Here is a 15,515-nt window from a genome sequence, read left to right on the forward strand (position 1 = left end):
TATGGAATCTACTTTAGAGTTGCATCTTGTAGATAACTTGCGTGCCTTAATGGGTTTTCAAGTCTGTGATTTTAATAGAAAATTCAATTATTAAAACCTTATAAAACCGTCAAATGAAAGTAGTAACATTATTTTTTTTAAGTTTGGTTTTTTCAAACCTTTTGGCACAAAGTCCTAAAGAACAAGAGGTAAAAACAGAAGTGAAGGAAGTAACCGTGTTTATAGAAGGGGCACAAGTCACACGGAAAAAATCGGTAAATATTCCAGCAGGGGAGACTGTTCTGAAATTTATAAACCTTTCTCCTTTTATAGATGCTAAAAGTGTGCAAGTGAAAGCTGAGGGCGATGTGACAGTGCTTTCGGTAAATCATCAACAAAATTACCTAGATAAGCTAGATAAATCGAAAGAGCTAGACGAGCTGGAAAAGCAATTGGCTGTGCTTGATAAAGAAATGAAATTGCAAAGTACGTATATGGCTATTTTGCAGGAAGAACTTTCTTTCCTCATGACAAATAAAAATATCAGTGGCAAAGATCAGGGGTTGAGCGTTACAAACTTTAAAGAAACTTCGGAATATTATGGCAAAAGATTGACTGCGCTTAAGCTCAAGGAAATTGAACTAAGTGCTAAAATGATGGAATTAAGTGAGAAAAAAAGTGATATCAATAGTCAGATAAATACGATTTCGGGGAAAAGAGAATTTCCTAATGGCGAAATTTTAGTAAAAGTAGATGCGAAGAAAAATGCGAGTGTAGATTTTGAACTTTCGTATGTGGTAGGGAATGCGGGTTGGTTTCCTAGTTATGATATAAGGGCAAAAAACATAAACGAGCCTGTTGAGATTATCTACAAAGCCAATGTGAAACAGGATACCAAAATTGAATGGAAAAACGTAAAGCTGAAGTTCTCGTCAGCAGATCCAAATGTATCGGGAATTGCTCCTGAACTTATTACTTATTACCTCGGCTACTATACCGCACCTCCTGTTTATGACCGATCATTGAGCTCGGTAAGTGGGATAGTAAGACATGAAGATGGTGGGCCCTTGCCAGGTGTTACTGTTGTAGTAAATGGCTCAACAGTAGGGACTACTACTAATATTGACGGAAAATACACTCTTTCTTTGCCCAATAATGCTTCAGAACTGGTATTTTCATACATCGGGTACCAGACTGAAACATTGCCAATTGGAAGTAGTAATATCAATTTGACCATGTCCCCAGATATGGTTGCGCTAGATGAAGTAGTGGTAACAGGCTATGGCACAAGAAGTAGAAAAGCTAAGGGCAGGAATACTGCTGCAGGAGCTGCAGCCCCCACTATGAAGAGTGTTAGAGGGCAAAGTTCCGTACCTCTTGCTCAAGTAGAAAATCAGACTACGGTAGATTTTGAGATAAAAATGCCTTACTCAGTGAAGTCTGATAATAAGAGTTATTCGGTAGATATGGAAGTGTATTCGCTTTCGGCAACCTTCCAGTACTATTGCGTTCCTAAAATTGACAAAGATGCTTTCTTGATTGCCAACATAGTTGATTGGGAGAAATATAACTTGCTAGAAGGAGAGGCGAATTTATTTTTTGAAGGAACGTATGTGGGCAAGTCTATCTTAGATGTCCGTAATGCGACCGATACCTTGCAGATTTCTTTGGGAAGAGATAAAAATGTAGTGGTTTCGAGAGAGAAGGTAAAAGATTTCACCACAAAGCAATTTATTGGTAACAAAAAGCAAGATACGAGAACTTGGCGTACGGTTGTGAAAAACAACAAGAGCCAGGCAATAGATATGGTAGTTCTCGATCAAGTGCCTATTTCTACTTTAGAAGAAATTGAAGTAAAAATTGAAAACCTTTCAAATGCTAAGCACAACTTAGAAACTGGCGAGATAAAATGGGATTTTACCATCCAACCTTCGGAAAAGAAAGAGTTTGAGCTGAGATATTTGGTTAAGTATCCTAAAAATAGAAGTTTGATAGTAGATTAATTTTGAGCAAAACTTAAAACCTGCTAGGTAGTAGTAGGGCTTATCCAAGAGCAAGTATCTTCCATGGAACGGAACTGAAAATTCTGCATGAGAGGATGCTTGCTTTTGTAGTTTATATCTATAAGGTTTTCAATACCAAACGTAGCCAGAAGCTTTTGCTTGCCAGATTGGAATAAACCAAATCTCGATCCATTGCTTGAGGTATTTAGTTCAGTAAATTTGGATAAAGGCATTTTTCCTGTATCCACAATAACTTTCTTGTTTACCTCATTCGCATCCAAAAGTTGTAACGTAGCAGCTGCCAAGTCCCGCACATCAGTATAACTTACTTTTAGTTGACCATTTTTTTTGATGGCGCTCAAACTACCCTGAAAATCTAATTTTGGAGAAAGACAGAGTGTTGAATTGATTATCAGAGCTTCCAACCCTTCTTCTATTCCCCTCCAAACCTCCGTTTCGGCCAGGTTGGCAATTCTGTGCCGGTCGGTCTGCAGCGGTTGGTTTTCCCATTTAAAGTTTTCATCTATATCATCGACTTGCTTTTTTACTACCCCCAGTGCCAGTACACTGCCTATGTAGCACAGTTTCACTGTCTTTAAGAGGCACAAGTTGACTAGATTAGTAGTTTTTTCCACATATGAATGCCTCATTTTTTCAAACCGCTCTTCCTTTATATCCATATTGCTATGTATGACCATATCTATGGAACTAAGTGCTTCATCAAGGGAAAAAACATCTTCCAAACTTCCTTCAACAATTTGTAGCTCAGGGGATATACCTTGATAGTACTTTTTGTCTTCTGCAGTATTAGCAAGGACTTTTACTAAAGTATTTTGTTTGAGTAGTAGCTGTGCGATATAAGATTCTGGGATTTCTTTGCTTCCAGATAACAAATAGACCATACGATGTCGATTACAAACCTATAGTTTGTTACAGTTTAGGAAAACTCATTGTTGAACTAGTCTTCTAGCTTAACAATGAGTTATTTAACATTTTTTGCTGAAGGGCTTTATTGTAATGAGGTGTTTGCCTAGCTTTTTCCATGTGGGGGAAATGTCTTTTACTGTGGCAGTCCGACCCCAAAAATGAGATCAACCCATCATCTATCAGTTTTTCAGCTACTTCTCTCGCTGTTTTCGAGTAATAGCCAGCTAGTGAGTTTATATTGACCTGAAGCATTACCCCCCGTTCTTTCAGTTTGGCAAATTCCTCATAGCTATCATACAAATAAATGTAACGCTCTGGGTGGGCAAAAACAGGTTGGTAGCCCAAAGACTGCATCAGGAAGATAGCATGGTCAAATTGACTGCTTCTGTTGATAAATGCTGTTTCAAATAATAAGTAGTTTCCACCAAAGGTGAGGAGTTTATCATTGTTTTCCAGCATTTTTATAAATGCCTCATCAAGGTAGTATTCAGCTGCAGCTTCCAGCTCTATATTAAGCTTTTGTTGTTCTACTTTTTCTTTTACCCTATCTAGCTTTTCGAGGATTATTTCAGGCGTGTTTTTATATGAGTCACTGATAATATGTGGCGTCATTATTAGTTTTTCATACCCCATGTCAATCATTTGTCTGATCATTTCAAGGGTTTGAGGTATATTTTTAGAACCATCATCAATTCCAGGGAGCAAATGAGAATGCATATCCACTTTTAGTGGCTCCACGGGTTTGAATTCAGGTTTCTTTTTTGAACTTTTTATATTTTTAAAGATTGATAGCATAGTTATCTGTTAATTATCTTTTTCCACCAAGGTATTGTTTTTTCGGTTTCGTCATAATATCCTTGACTACCGCCTTCACTGTACTGGCTATAATTATAGCCATATCCGTAAGCAGGGCTATAATAGCTATAACCATAACTGTTTTTAACATCAGCTGCGTTCAGTATTACAGATATATTGTTCAACTTATTTATTTCAAATAAGTTATTTACGCTAGCTGTAAATGCAACTTTCGAATATCCCGCTCTAAATACATAAATAGGAATATCCGCCTTTTTCATAACAATCACCCCATCTGTAACGAGTCCTACAGGAGGGGAATCCAAAATTATAGTATCATACTCTAATTTCAGCTTTTCTAGTAATTTATCAAAGGCTTCGGACATAATTAACTCCGAAGGGTTAGGAGGGATAGGTCCTGCTGACAGATAATGTAACGTCGGAATGTCTGATTTTACAATGCATTCACTTGCTTCATGCCTACCTATTAAAATCGTAGATACTCCTCTGCCATTGCTTCCATTGAATGCTAAATGGACCTTTGGTTTCCTAAGGTCGAGGTCAATGACCAATACTTTTGTATCGGCCATAGCGATAATCCCTCCTAAGTTTACTGCTACAAAAGTTTTTCCTTCACCACTAATGGTTGAAGTAACAGAAATAGTTTTTTGCTTGTGCTCAGAAGCGATAAATTCTAGGTTAGTTCGAATAGCTCTTATAGACTCACTAATATTCGATTTTGGTCTCTTGTCTACCAATAGTTGTGAATAAGCAAATTCTTCTTGTACTTTAGGTACCATGCCTAATATAGGAGCCTTTATATGCTTTTGAAGCTCCTTCAAGTTGTTGATCTTGTTGTTGGTAAGATACCTTACAAATACAAAGGTGACTGAAAAGAAAAGAGCTGCAATTGCCCCTACGGCATATATAAGAAGAGCGACAGGGTAAATAGGCTCAGATTTAGCATTTGGAGGAGAGAGAACCCTAAAGTCGGGTACTGTACCTGCCTTCGCTATTTCTATTTGAAGTCTTTTGCCTATTATATCGTTGGCTACTTTATCATAGAAACTATAGTATCGATTTATTTTTTTAAATTCAGAAGTCTCATCTGTATCTTCAAGCATTGAAGCTTCATACTCGTTAAGTTGAAGGTTTATTTTTTGAATTTGCTTTCGCAAAAGTTCCTTCTTAAAATCAATTAACTTATTGATTTCCCAAATTTGTGCTGCAAGTTCCCTATCTATTTTTTTTCTAGCAGTTGTAGTTTCTTTGTAGTAGTTAATAATTCGCTCAGCATCTGCTTGGAGAGTCTGCATAGTTGTCAATATTCCAGATAACTGGCTGTCATTTAAGAGTCCTGCTACCATACTAATGTAAGAAATACTGGAGTCTGCTTGGATCAGTTTTTCAATTTCGGTGTAGCTTTCTAACTCAAATTCTATACGTGTTTTTTCAGTTTGTGCAACTTCAATTTTTGAAAAAAGATTATATACATCGTCTTTTATAGGAAGCTTTTGAACATCCTTAAATTTCTCTATTTCCTTTTCATAAAAATCTAGCGTGTCTTTTACTAGTACAAATTGCCTTTCCAAAAAGCTGAGCGATTGCTCGTATACCCTGTTTTTGTTTTCAATAGTTTTTACCAAATAGCTTTGGTTTACTGCTTTGAGTACTTCAGTAGCTTTGTTTTTATTAAAATCGCTAAAAGAAATGGCAATAGTGTTTGCCACTTTGTTCTCTACATCTACTATGAGGAATTTCGATAAGTAACTGTAGAGTACTTCATCGCTATTATAAACAAAGAAGTATTGCCCATACTTTACCTCAGGAAAGCGGGAGCGCCTTGAAGTAACAGTTAGTGCAAAAAAATCATTTTCAATATACTCTCCAAAACGGCAGTTCCTTGAATATTCAATTTTATCTTTTTCATATATCAACTCAAATGTATAGGGGTCATTTACCCTTACGAACATCTTTTTATTTACAAAGCTCTGGTCCTTAAGTTTGAAATCAACTACGAAAGGGCTAGACTGGTATTTCTCTTCAGACAGGAAGTCTCCATCTAAAAAATAAGAAATGCGTAAGTCAGCGGAATCAATTACATCATGAAAAATTAGTTTTGAGCGAATGAGCGCTATTTCCCCTGCAAGGTTGATTGCATCGATCCCTTCGTTGAAAAAACCAATGTCTAAATTAAGCAACTGGCTAGAGCTTTGGAATTCGAGTTTTAGGGTAGTGTTGGCCTCATACACCGGTTTAGTGTATCGTAAAAATAAGAACACACCTACGCCACAGAGCAAGGCTATTAAGATAATAGCAAAGATGCTTTTTCTGAGTACGAATAGGAATTTTTCTAAATCGAAACTATCTAGAATACTCGACTCCTCAGGTTCTTCTACAGATATATTTTGAAAAGGATTGTCTGACATTCTTTTCTTTTTATTATTCTTTTTTAAGAGTTTCGATCAACAACAATACGGTGATAGTCATACTTGTAATAGCTGTAATAGGAGTTAGAAGCACCGTTAAGTCTGTAAATGTCTCGCGGTCCAACCTACGCTTAGCTTCTACATAAATAATATCATTAGGCTCTACTATTATGTTTGATTTTGTATAGCCTTCCATTGTTGTTAGGTCAATTATTTTTACACTAGGGTTTTCTACATCTCCCCTGATCAACCGTATTTTATCTGGCTTTGACCTATTTTGTACACTTCCTGCCAAAGCCAGGACCTCCACTAAAGTCATGTTCTCATTTCTAAGTGGCATAACCATATCGCCCAAAGCCCCCATTATAATGACACGCTTATTTAAATATTGAGTTTTTACAAAGGGCTTTTCGTAGTAAGTAGCATACTTCTCGCTTAACAGACTATCGGCTTGTTCTAATGTGAAGCCGCCTAACTTTACTTTTCCAATAAGCGGTAGTTCAGAAACCCCTGATTCATCTAGCAAATAGGAACGAGGTGCCATATTGTTGCTGGTGATGGGAAAGTTTAAGAGGCTATTAGTTTGTCCTCCTTGTTGATTTTGTTGCTGCTGCCTATTTACTCCTCCATCAGAAATTGAAGGTTGATCTCCAATTTCAAACTCTGCATTGGGATCAATTAGGCGTTCACCGTTGTTCGTATAAATGGTAAACGCTAAAACATCATATGGTTCAAATCTATATGCCTTTACTGCCCTGTTAAAGCTTTGGTCAAAAACTTCTGGGTTTATTTCATTTTCGGTAGAAAATAGAATGTTTTGTTTGAAAGAAGCGCAAGATTGCAAACAGATAGTTGCTAAAAGCAGAAGAGTGCTGGTATTTAAATAGTTCATTATCTGTCTTTATATTATGTGTTAGGGTTAGTTAGAATACTGTGATCAATAGGTTTTCCATGAACATGAGCTTTTTATTCTCATTGCCTATTGGCAAATATACACATTAACTTTTGGTACAAAACGAAGATTCGATAAGTGGTTCAATTCATTTCCAATTATTTAACCTAAATCATTGAACTTTTGGCATATGTTTTATCACTAAACACCTTTTTATAGCCAACTCTTAGGTTTAATTCCAAGGATTGCTAATTTAGCTTTCAATAGATGAATTATTTTTTAATCTAAGGTATAACTGGATACAAAAATGCTTTTTGTTCTACCTATAAAAAAAGCATTTTATGACCAATAAAAACATTTATAAAGATGAAAAGAGCCAAAATTGCCGGATTAGGATTTTATGTACCGGACAATGTAGTGACCAATGACGACTTATCAAAAAGAGTAAATACGACCGATGAGTGGATAAAGGAGCGAACAGGAATAGAGCAGCGTCGTTATATTGTAGATCTTGAAGAAGATGCTAACTACAAAATGGGGGCAAAAGCTTCTCGAATTGCTATGGAAAGGGCTGGAGTAACTGCCAAAGACATTGACCTTATTGTGTATGCCACTCTCAGTGCTGATTATATGTTCCCAGGTTCGGGTGTGCTATTGCAGCGCGAGTTGGGTTGTGGAAATGTTGGGGCGATCGACGTGCGGGCGCAATGCTCAGGCTTTGTGTACGGACTTTCCATTGCCGACCAATACATCAAAACTGGGATGTACAAAAATATTTTGCTCGTTGGGGCAGAGATACATTCTATGGGAATGGATTATTCTGATAGCGGTAGGCATATTGCCGTAATTTTTGGTGATGGGGCAGGGGCTGCGGTTATACAACCAACCGAAAAAGAAGGGCAAGGAATCCTCTCCACGCACCTTCACAGTCAAGGAGAGCATGCGGAAGAGTTAGCGACGATCGATCCTGGTTTTAGCAAAAAAGATAGGTTTACTCCAGACATGATTGAGCCGGGAGGAAGCTACTACCCTGTGATGAACGGGCAGTTTGTGTTCAAAAATGCCGTGGTTCGCTTTCCAGAAGTAATAGGCGAAGCTCTTGAAGCTAACGGTTTAGAGTTGGGTGATATAGATATGCTTATTCCCCATCAAGCAAACTTGAGAATTTCTCAGTTTGTGCAGAAGAGATTGGGCTTGCCCGATGAGAAAATACACCACAGTATCATGCGCTATGGGAATACCACGGCAGCATCTATTCCCATCGGGCTGACAGAAGCCTTCGAAATGGGCAAAATAAAAGAGGGTGACTTAGTGTGCCTTGCAGCTTTTGGCAGTGGGTTTACTTGGGCCAGTGCACTTATAAAATGGTAAAGATTTTCGGGTAGAAATCGTTTGAACTGCCCTATACTTCGGTATAGGGTAGTTTTTTATATTAAATAACTAATGATTTAGTTAATTAATTTTTAATTTAGTTGTATAACTAAAAAATTAGTTTTATACTTGTTTTAAGAAATAAATAACCTGAAAGAGAAATGAAAAAGTTAACAACAGCAGAGGAGCAAGTGATGCAGATTTTGTGGGAACTGGAAAAAGGATTTGTAAAAGACATTATTGCAAAAATGTCTGAACCAAAACCTGCCTACAACACTGTTTCTACACTTGTTCGGATTTTGGAGGGCAAAGGGTTTATTGACCACAAAGCCTATGGAAAAACCCACGAATATTTCCCCACTGTAAGCAAGGAAAAGTACAGCGAACAATACCTCAAAAGCTTTATTTCGGGATATTTCAGCGGTTCGTTCGAGAAAATGGTTTCTTTCTTCGCCTCCCGCAACGATGTGGATATCAAAGAAATGGAAGAGCTGCTCAAGCACCTCGATGAAGATAAAGGAGAAGAAGATAAGGGTTAGCTAGAAGGGGCTTTGTCGTCGTCATTCGAGCCTTCCACGGCGTTGAAAAACCTCAAAGAATTTTAAGAATCAAAATATTAAAACCATGATAAACTACCTCATCGAATCGTCGGTTTGCCTCCTTGTGTTTTACGGGTTTTACCTCCTGTTTTTGCAGCGAGATACCTTTTTTGAGCGCAACCGTTATTATTTGCTAGCGACAGCCTTGTTTTCCATTACCGTGCCTTTGCTGGAATTAGAACTTTGGAATTCTTCTGAAAACGGCGTCATTTCCACTGTTTTTCTCTCCCTCAATATGGAAGTGAACCCTTCGGCAGATACATCAATGACCTGGATGGAGTGGCTAATGGTTGGGTATATTTCCGTTGCTACATTCATGATACTAAGAGTAGGGGCGAGGATCTCTAAGCTTTTTATTCAAGCAAAAAAGCTCAAAAGTATTTCCAAAGACGGTTATCGGCTGATTTTGACCGAGGGGAAAATGCCCACTTTTGCCTTCCTCCACTTTCTTTTTTGGAACAATAAAGCTGGGCTAGAAAAAACAGAAGAAGAAAAAATAGTACAGCACGAACTTGCTCATATCCGAGGCCGCCACTCGCTCGATATCTTGTTCATGGAGCTGGTAAAAGCCCTGCTATGGTTCAACCCCGTGGTGTACTTTTTCAAAACCGCCCTTTCGGAGCAGCACGAGTTCATTGCCGACGCCAACGTACTTCGCAAAACAGATGTGAATTCTTACCGCAAGTTGTTGGTCAGTAGTTTTTTAGAAAGTTTTAATCTTCAAATAGTTCATAGTTTTAACCAACCCCCAATTAAAAAGAGAATTGCCATGTTAGAAAAATCAAAAACGTCATTCAAAGCAAGTTTTAAGTTGGTAATGGTGTTGCCCATTGCCGCTCTATTGTTCATTTCATATGCTTGTACTGATTCGTCAGTGGAAGAGTCAATTGAAAAGAAAGCTAAAGTCTCTGAATCTGAAGCCGAGCCTGACCTTGTGTTTGAGATTGTAGAAAAGCCAGCCCAGCCTCAAGGTGGGGTTCAAGCATTTATTTCTAATTATCTCGTACAAGAATTGAAATATCCAGAACAAGCAAAAAGTGAAGGTGTAGAAGGAAAAGTATATGTTGAGTTTATTGTTTTGAAAGATGGTTCCATAAGTAATGTGAAGGTTAAAAAGGGAATAGGGGCAGGCTGTGATAATGAAGCGAGGAGAGTGATAGAGGGCATGCCAAATTGGACTCCAGGGGAACAGAGAGGGCAGAAAGTAAATCAGAGATTAATCCTGCCTATAAACTTCAAGCTTGAATAGATCCAAGGTTTTACGTTGAATTGAAATCCTCTGTGCTGTGGCTTAGGGGATTTTTGGGGTTGGTAATAATTAGAATTTTTTTGATTAATAAACTATAAAGCTAAAGTGCCGGGCATTTTTTAGACTGCGTTTCTGCAACGCCTACAGCGTTGTTTTTCATCTATTCGCATGAAACTACAATAGTGGAACTCCTACGGAGTTCGCTTTGTCGAAAGGCAAAAACAAAAGAAAAACAAGCTCATAGAACCTGTCCTGCCTTTAGCGGGAAGTTACGATATTGTAGGAACAAAAAACAAGAAAGCCAACCTCGTAGAGGTTGCAGAATACAACAACTCACCTCCAACCACTATCTTTCCCCAAAAAGGCAGAACAAAACATCACAATTCATTTGAATATTCCTTCTCTTTTCCCGAAATTGAACAGAAAACATCATGTTATGAAACCTGGAGTTTTCACCCAACTGATTATCCAACTCGTATTTGCGGTAAAGTCAAGAAAAGGAATGTTGCGGAAAGAACAGCGTGAAAAAGTATATTCCCACATGGCTGTCCACCTAAACAACAAAGGGCATAAAAGTATCATAATCAATGGGATGTCTGACCATGTGCATGTGCTGTTGGGATTGAACCCCACCATTTCAATTTCAGATACAGTGAGGGATTTGAAACGCAGTTCATCCCTTTTTATCAATGAACAAAATTGGTTGGCTGGCAAATTTGGCTGGCAAGATGGGTACGGAGCATTTTCCTATAGCAAATCCGACTTGGACAAGGTTTTTCGGTACATCCAAAACCAAGAGCAGCACCATCAAAAATTCAATTTCAGAAAGGAATATACCGAGCTTTTGAGAAAGTTTGAAATCGAACACGATGAACGGTTTCTGTTCGAGTTTTTTGAGTAGGAAGGAGCTGTTTTGGATTCTGCAACGCCTACAGCGTTGTTTTTCATCTATTCGCATGAAACTACAATACTGGAACTCCTACGGAGTTCGCTTTGGCGAAATGGTATAACCTCGTAGAGGTTACAGTATTGTAGTTTCAGAAAGCAAGAAATATACAACCTCGTAGAGGTTGCAGAATGTCTATTCTTCTCCAATTCCCATCCTTCCTGCATCCATTTGCGGAAAAAACATCAACAATCACTATACTTGCCCTACAACCACATTTTTGAATCACAACTACAAAGAATCAAGATGAAAAAATTACTGATTATTCTATTTCTGTTCTCAAGTATATCTTCCTTCGCCCAGTATACCTCCGAGCTTTCCATAAAGGAAATTATGCAAGGAGAAAAATTTGTGGGCTACCTGCCCAGCAGGGTGGAATGGGGCGCAGATAGCAAAACCATTTACTTTAGTTGGAATCCCGATGGCGACACACTCCGCAGTACCTATAAGGTCAGCGTGGGCTCAAAAAACATTGAAAAAGTAGGAGTTGAAGAGCTCAAATCTCAAGTAGAATTGGGTGAGTTCAGTGCAGATAGAAAACTGATGGTCTATGAAAAATCAGGCGATTTGTTTCTCTATGAAACTGCTTCGGGTAAGAAAACCCAACTTACCAATACACTGGCTTCCGAACGCAACCCAAGCTTTTCGGGCGATGGAAAAAGCATTGTTTATTCTGCCGGCAACAACCTGTTTGTGTGGAATATAGAAACGGGAGCAACTTCTCAGCTTACCAATTTTAAGAAGGGAAATGAGAAAAAAGAAAAGGCTTTGCCAGCCCATGAGCAATGGCTTGAAAATGACCAATTGGAATACATCGATATTTTAGCCAAGCGCAAGCGGGAGAAAGAGCTTTCGGAAGAAAGGAGGGAGGCGTTGAAGCCAAATCGCCCGTTGGAAATTTATCTTGGCAAGCATTCGGCGTTCAACATTCAGGCGAGCCCCGACTTGAAATTTGTTACGTACAATATTTCAAAGGATGCAAAAAGTGAACGCACGGAAGTGCCTTATTACGTGACCCAATCGGGGAAAACGGAACATATCAATGCCCGAAGCAAAGTGGGCAGCCCCCAAGATACCTACGAGTTTTGGGTGTACGATGTGGAAAAAGACACGGCGTTTGCCATCGACACCGAGCAAATTGAAGGAATTTTCGACAAGCCCGAGTTTTTGAAAGACTATACCGAAGGCGAATTTGACCCAAAATATGAAACCCCAAGGGAGGTGGTGTTCCAAGGTCCTGTTTATTCGGAAGAGGGGAAAGCGGTGGTGAACATCCGCTCGCTCGACAACAAAGACCGCTGGATTATGCTGCTCGATTTGCCCACGAGAAAGCTGGAACTCATCGACCGCCAGCGAGACGAGGCGTGGGTAGGAGGTCCTGGTATTTCCTCTTGGAACTTTAGCAGGGGAAACCTCGGCTGGCTGCCCGATAACCAAACGGTTTGGTTCCAATCGGAAGAAACGGGCTATTCCCACCTTTATACTTATAACATCTCAAAGAAAAAGAAAAAAGCGCTGACCAAAGGCGAGTTTGAAATCCGAAGCGCAAGGCTCTCGAACGACAAAGCCCATTTTTACATCCAAAGCAACAAGGTTTCCCCACACGTAAACCACTTTTACAAAATGTCGGTAAATGGTGGAAAAATGGAGCAAATCACTTCCAAAGAAGGGGCAAACGTGGTGAGCATGTCCCCCGACGAAAAGTATTTGGCGGTGAGGTATTCGTACAGCAACCAGCCTTGGGAGCTTTTTGTGATGGAAAATAAGGCGGGTGCGGAAATGACGCAGCTCACCGAATCGACCACGGAGGAATTCAAAAAATACGACTGGCGTAAGCCCGAAATTGTTCGCTTTAAGGCAAGCGATGGGGCGGAAGTTCCCGCTAGGGTTTACAAGCCTGAAAAGCCAAATGGAGCGGCCGTGATTTTTGTCCACGGGGCGGGCTATCTGCAAAATGTACATAACTGGTGGAGCAGCTACTACCGCGAATACATGTTCCACAATTTCCTCACCGACATGGGCTACACGGTGCTAGATATCGATTACCGAGGCAGCGACGGCTACGGTAGAGACTGGCGTACGGGAATCTACCGCTGGATGGGTGGAAAAGACCTTTCCGATCAAGTAGATGGGGCAAAATATTTGGTAGAAGAGCACGGGATTGATGCAAAGCGATTAGGGATTTATGGCGGCTCTTACGGCGGGTTCATCACGCTGATGGCACTGTTCACCTCGCCCGAAACCTTCCAGAGCGGGGCAGCCCTCCGCTCCGTTACTGACTGGGCGCACTACAACCACGGCTACACTTCCAACATCCTCAACACGCCCGTGGAAGACAGCATTGCCTACTACAAAAGCTCGCCCATTTACCACGCAGAAGGCTTAGAAGGCAAACTAGTGATGTTGCACGGGATGGTTGATGACAATGTACACTTCCAAGATGTAGTAAGGCTTTCTCAGCGCTTGATAGAGCTAAGTAAAACCGACTGGGACTTGGCTGTATTTCCCCTCGAAAGGCACGGATTCGTAGAAGCCAGCAGCTGGGCTGACGAGTACCGCCGAATTTATGAGCTGTTTGAGGAGACTATTGGAGAATAATTTGGTAATGAGTAGATGTGCTGATATGCTAATGAGGGAATGAAAAATGTGATGAACGTCCGGGTCGCTCGAAGTGTCCCGGACGTTTTTTCTTCTTGTTCTCCAAACAAAGTTTTTCATACATTTATGCCGTGTTTTTCCTTCTTCAAAACAAAAGTGAGGGAAATTCAATCCTTAAGGAAAATAACAAAGCCAGTGGTTGATATACGGGGATGTTGAAGTGTAATTATTCAAAATTATGGAGTCATTTTTAATAGATACATTTAAAATATCAAAACACGAAGCAGAACTGTTTTCATCTTGTTTTGAAAGGAAAGTTTTAAATCCAGGTGAAAAGTTTGTGAGTTTTGGGAGGGTAAGCCATAAAATTGGGTTTGTAGAAGAAGGGCTTTTAAAATGTATTCTTATAAAGGATGAAAAATCAGTTATTGACGACTTTGCGTTTCCTAATAACTTTGTAGCCAATTATTATAGTTTCTTGAAAAATGAACCTTCCAATAAGGATATTATTTGTTTGAAGAAATCTGTTTTAAGAATAACAACTCGAGAGAAATTAGCTGAATTTGATAAAAAGAACCCTTTTACTTTCGATTTAGCGAGGAAAGTAGCGGAAAAGCTCTTTCTAAGTACCCATGAAAAATGGGAAGACTTGAGGCTTTTGAGTGCCGAAGAAAGGTACTTAAAGCTTATAAGGACAAATAAGAAAATTACTGCTGAGATTCCGCAATATGAAATTGCATCCTATCTAAATGTAAGCCCCGAAACAGTTAGTAGGATAAGAAGAAAAATTGTTAAACGTTCTTGATCTATATCAATGTATAGTTGATTTTTTAAGGTGACTTTTGTGATTCAGATAGTCATTAAAAGCAGTTGATATGAAACTAAATGCTGGAATTTTAACAGAAAAACTTTCAGAAACAAAATCCTTTTATACCCAAAATTTAGGCTTTAGAATACAGTTTGAAAACGATTTCTACCTACTTCTCACTACGCCTAATGAACAAGATAAAGTAGGCTTTCTGAAACCAAATCACCAGACTCAACATCCTTTCTTCCATAAGCCTTTTCTTGGAGAAGGCCTGTTTTTAACTATTGAAGTTGAAGATGTGGATAAGTTATATTTTGAGCTAAAAAAGCTCGGTGTTGAAATAAAGGTCACCATAAGAGATGAACCATGGGGCGAGAGGCACTTTGCAATAGAAGATCCAAACGGAATAGGAATAGATATAATTAAATACATTCAACCATTTAAGGCTTAGAAAGCTAAAACAATATGCAGAAATATATAAATGCGAACCCTGAATCTGGAAAGAAATTCTATCAAGAATTTCACAATAAAGGAAAAATTGTAATGCTGAACTTACTGAGGTTCCGGCAAAACGCTGATTATACAAACTTGGGACAGATAAAACCTGATGAAGAAGTCAGCGGTGAAGAGGCCTACCAATTATATATGAAATCGACTTTGCCCGAATTAAAAAAAGCGGGAAGCCGAATCATCTATTATGGGAAAAGTAAAGACTTTCTCATTGGACCTGAACCCGAAAAATGGGATGCCGTTTTGATAGTTGAGCATGAGTCTGTATTGAAGTTTATGGAATTTGCCCAAAACAAAGATTATTTAAAAAATGCTGGACATAGAACCGCTGGATTAGAAGATTCTAGGTTGTTGCCTTCGATCGAAATAAAAGACTACGCATAAAACGATGTGTAAGTTGTAAACCTGC

General features: G+C 39.1%; 13 protein-coding genes. 9 read left to right on the top strand and 4 right to left on the bottom strand.

Annotated features, from left to right (window positions below):
• Nucleotides 1-113: 113 nt before the first annotated feature.
• Nucleotides 114-1,982: a mucoidy inhibitor MuiA family protein gene (locus tag R9C00_03575; GenBank protein WPO36524.1), complete on the top strand. Its 1,869-nt coding sequence runs from the start codon at nt 114-116 to the stop codon at nt 1,980-1,982.
• Nucleotides 1,983-2,005: 23 nt separating this feature from the next.
• Here R9C00_03575 and R9C00_03580 read toward each other — a convergent pair whose 3' ends face one another.
• The 4 genes from R9C00_03580 to R9C00_03595 form a co-directional block, all read right to left on the bottom strand.
• On the bottom strand, nt 2,006-2,884 hold the full coding sequence (locus R9C00_03580; protein ID WPO36525.1) for a hypothetical protein: 879 nt from the start codon (nt 2,882-2,884) through the stop codon (nt 2,006-2,008).
• 64 nt (nt 2,885-2,948) lie between these two features.
• A complete protein-coding gene (locus R9C00_03585) occupies nt 2,949-3,647 on the bottom strand; it encodes a CpsB/CapC family capsule biosynthesis tyrosine phosphatase (GenBank protein ID WPO36526.1) in 699 nt (232 codons plus the stop codon).
• A 59-nt stretch (nt 3,648-3,706) separates the two neighbouring features.
• On the bottom strand, nt 3,707-6,133 hold the full coding sequence (locus R9C00_03590; protein WPO36527.1) for a polysaccharide biosynthesis tyrosine autokinase: 2,427 nt from the start codon (nt 6,131-6,133) through the stop codon (nt 3,707-3,709).
• A gap of 13 nt (nt 6,134-6,146) precedes the next feature.
• Entirely contained in the window at nt 6,147-7,025 is an 879-nt protein-coding gene (locus tag R9C00_03595) for a polysaccharide biosynthesis/export family protein (protein ID WPO36528.1), read from the bottom strand.
• Nucleotides 7,026-7,391: 366 nt separating this feature from the next.
• Here R9C00_03595 and R9C00_03600 point away from each other — a divergent pair, with 366 nt between their 5' ends.
• From R9C00_03600 to R9C00_03635, 8 genes are all read left to right on the top strand, one after another.
• Nucleotides 7,392-8,396, top strand: a complete 1,005-nt coding sequence (locus tag R9C00_03600; protein ID WPO36529.1) for a beta-ketoacyl-ACP synthase III — start codon at nt 7,392-7,394, stop codon at nt 8,394-8,396.
• A 161-nt stretch (nt 8,397-8,557) separates the two neighbouring features.
• Nucleotides 8,558-8,935, top strand: coding sequence for a BlaI/MecI/CopY family transcriptional regulator (locus R9C00_03605; GenBank protein ID WPO36530.1), 378 nt, complete (start codon nt 8,558-8,560; stop codon nt 8,933-8,935).
• Between the two features lie 85 nt (nt 8,936-9,020).
• A complete protein-coding gene (locus R9C00_03610) occupies nt 9,021-10,244 on the top strand; it encodes a M56 family metallopeptidase (protein WPO36531.1) in 1,224 nt (407 codons plus the stop codon).
• A gap of 436 nt (nt 10,245-10,680) precedes the next feature.
• Nucleotides 10,681-11,145, top strand: a complete 465-nt coding sequence (tnpA, locus tag R9C00_03615) for an IS200/IS605 family transposase (GenBank protein ID WPO36532.1) — start codon at nt 10,681-10,683, stop codon at nt 11,143-11,145.
• Between the two features lie 291 nt (nt 11,146-11,436).
• The gene (locus R9C00_03620) at nt 11,437-13,788 is read left to right on the top strand and encodes a prolyl oligopeptidase family serine peptidase (GenBank protein WPO36533.1); all 2,352 of its coding nucleotides are present in this window, start codon (nt 11,437-11,439) and stop codon (nt 13,786-13,788) included.
• A 238-nt stretch (nt 13,789-14,026) separates the two neighbouring features.
• Nucleotides 14,027-14,593: a Crp/Fnr family transcriptional regulator gene (locus tag R9C00_03625; GenBank protein ID WPO36534.1), complete on the top strand. Its 567-nt coding sequence runs from the start codon at nt 14,027-14,029 to the stop codon at nt 14,591-14,593.
• 70 nt (nt 14,594-14,663) lie between these two features.
• The gene (locus R9C00_03630) at nt 14,664-15,047 is read left to right on the top strand and encodes a VOC family protein (protein ID WPO36535.1); all 384 of its coding nucleotides are present in this window, start codon (nt 14,664-14,666) and stop codon (nt 15,045-15,047) included.
• 14 nt (nt 15,048-15,061) lie between these two features.
• Complete coding sequence (locus R9C00_03635; protein ID WPO36536.1) at nt 15,062-15,490, top strand: DUF1330 domain-containing protein; 429 nt, start codon at nt 15,062-15,064, stop codon at nt 15,488-15,490.
• The last annotated feature ends 25 nt before the right edge of the window (nt 15,491-15,515 follow it).

It is taken from the genome of Flammeovirgaceae bacterium SG7u.111 (genome assembly GCA_034044135.1).
In the GTDB taxonomy this organism is placed as follows: Bacteria; Bacteroidota; Bacteroidia; order Cytophagales; family Flammeovirgaceae.